The sequence below is a fragment of the Veronia pacifica genome (assembly GCF_001707825.1).
GTDB classification, from domain to species: Bacteria; Pseudomonadota; Gammaproteobacteria; order Enterobacterales; family Vibrionaceae; genus Veronia; species Veronia pacifica.
The window spans coordinates 1-977 of sequence record NZ_LYBM01000105.1 but is presented as its reverse complement, the minus strand read 5'-3'; the positions used below and the strand labels follow the sequence as shown (position 1 = coordinate 977).

Here is a 977-nt window from a genome sequence, read left to right as displayed (position 1 = left end):
AAGCGTCGAGACCACTATCCTCGATAATGAGGATGCGGTGCAGGTTGACAGTATCGCCAGACTGCGGGACGGTCGGGAGGACGGTAACGCGGACGAAGATCACTGGCCAGGCTGGACACTCAACGTGAATAATGCGGCCGACACGCCAACAACCCTTACCCTGCGCTTCGACCCCGAACAGCAGGCGACACTGGGTGAGGACTTTACGGGCAAACTCCATATCTATACCGGGGCGGACAACGACCCGCAGTCGGTCACGGTAACAGATATCAGTCAGCCCGTTATCTGGGACCTCCCCGCAGGGACCCAGAATGTGCAGGTCTTCGTCGAGCCGATGGATGATGCATTGTATGAAAGCAGTGAAAACCTGATCCTCAATGCTAAGGTGGACAGCGCCAATGCCGACTGGGTCGTGTCCGAGACCGTATATTTGACTGACGATGAAAGCGCACCGGTCGTTGACACCCTGACCCCGGACAGCACCACCGTTGCTGAAGAGGATAACACCAACCTCAGCTGGACCCTGAGCCTCAACAATGCCTCGGCCACCGCCACCACCCTGCTGCTGGATATCAGCAACCCCGGCCAGACGGGCAACTTTACCGCCGACACCAACGGCACCTTCACGCTCTATAGTGCTGACGGGACTCAGGAGCTGGATACGGTGAACGTGAGCACGGCAGTGAACGGTATCGTGAAGGTCGATATCCCCCCCGGGCACAAAACCGTCAATATCAAGACCACACTGAACAATGACAATGTCTACGAGGGTACAGAGACCTTCTCCCTGAAGGCGGCAGTGGACGGCACCGACCCCGGAATAGCCGCTGATGCGATCTCGGTGACTGACGAGGCGGATATCCCCATGGTCTCGACGGTCTCAGACACCACTATTGATGAGGGCGAACATGCAGAGGTGACCATCACCCTCACCCACCCCTCCACCACTGTCACCAACGTGACCATTGATGCCCTAA

1 protein-coding gene is annotated in these 977 nt (G+C 57.6%); it reads left to right on the top strand.

The features are described from left to right. On the top strand, positions 1-977 hold a 977-nt coding region (locus tag A8L45_RS24825; protein ID WP_175402077.1), incomplete at both ends, for a hypothetical protein.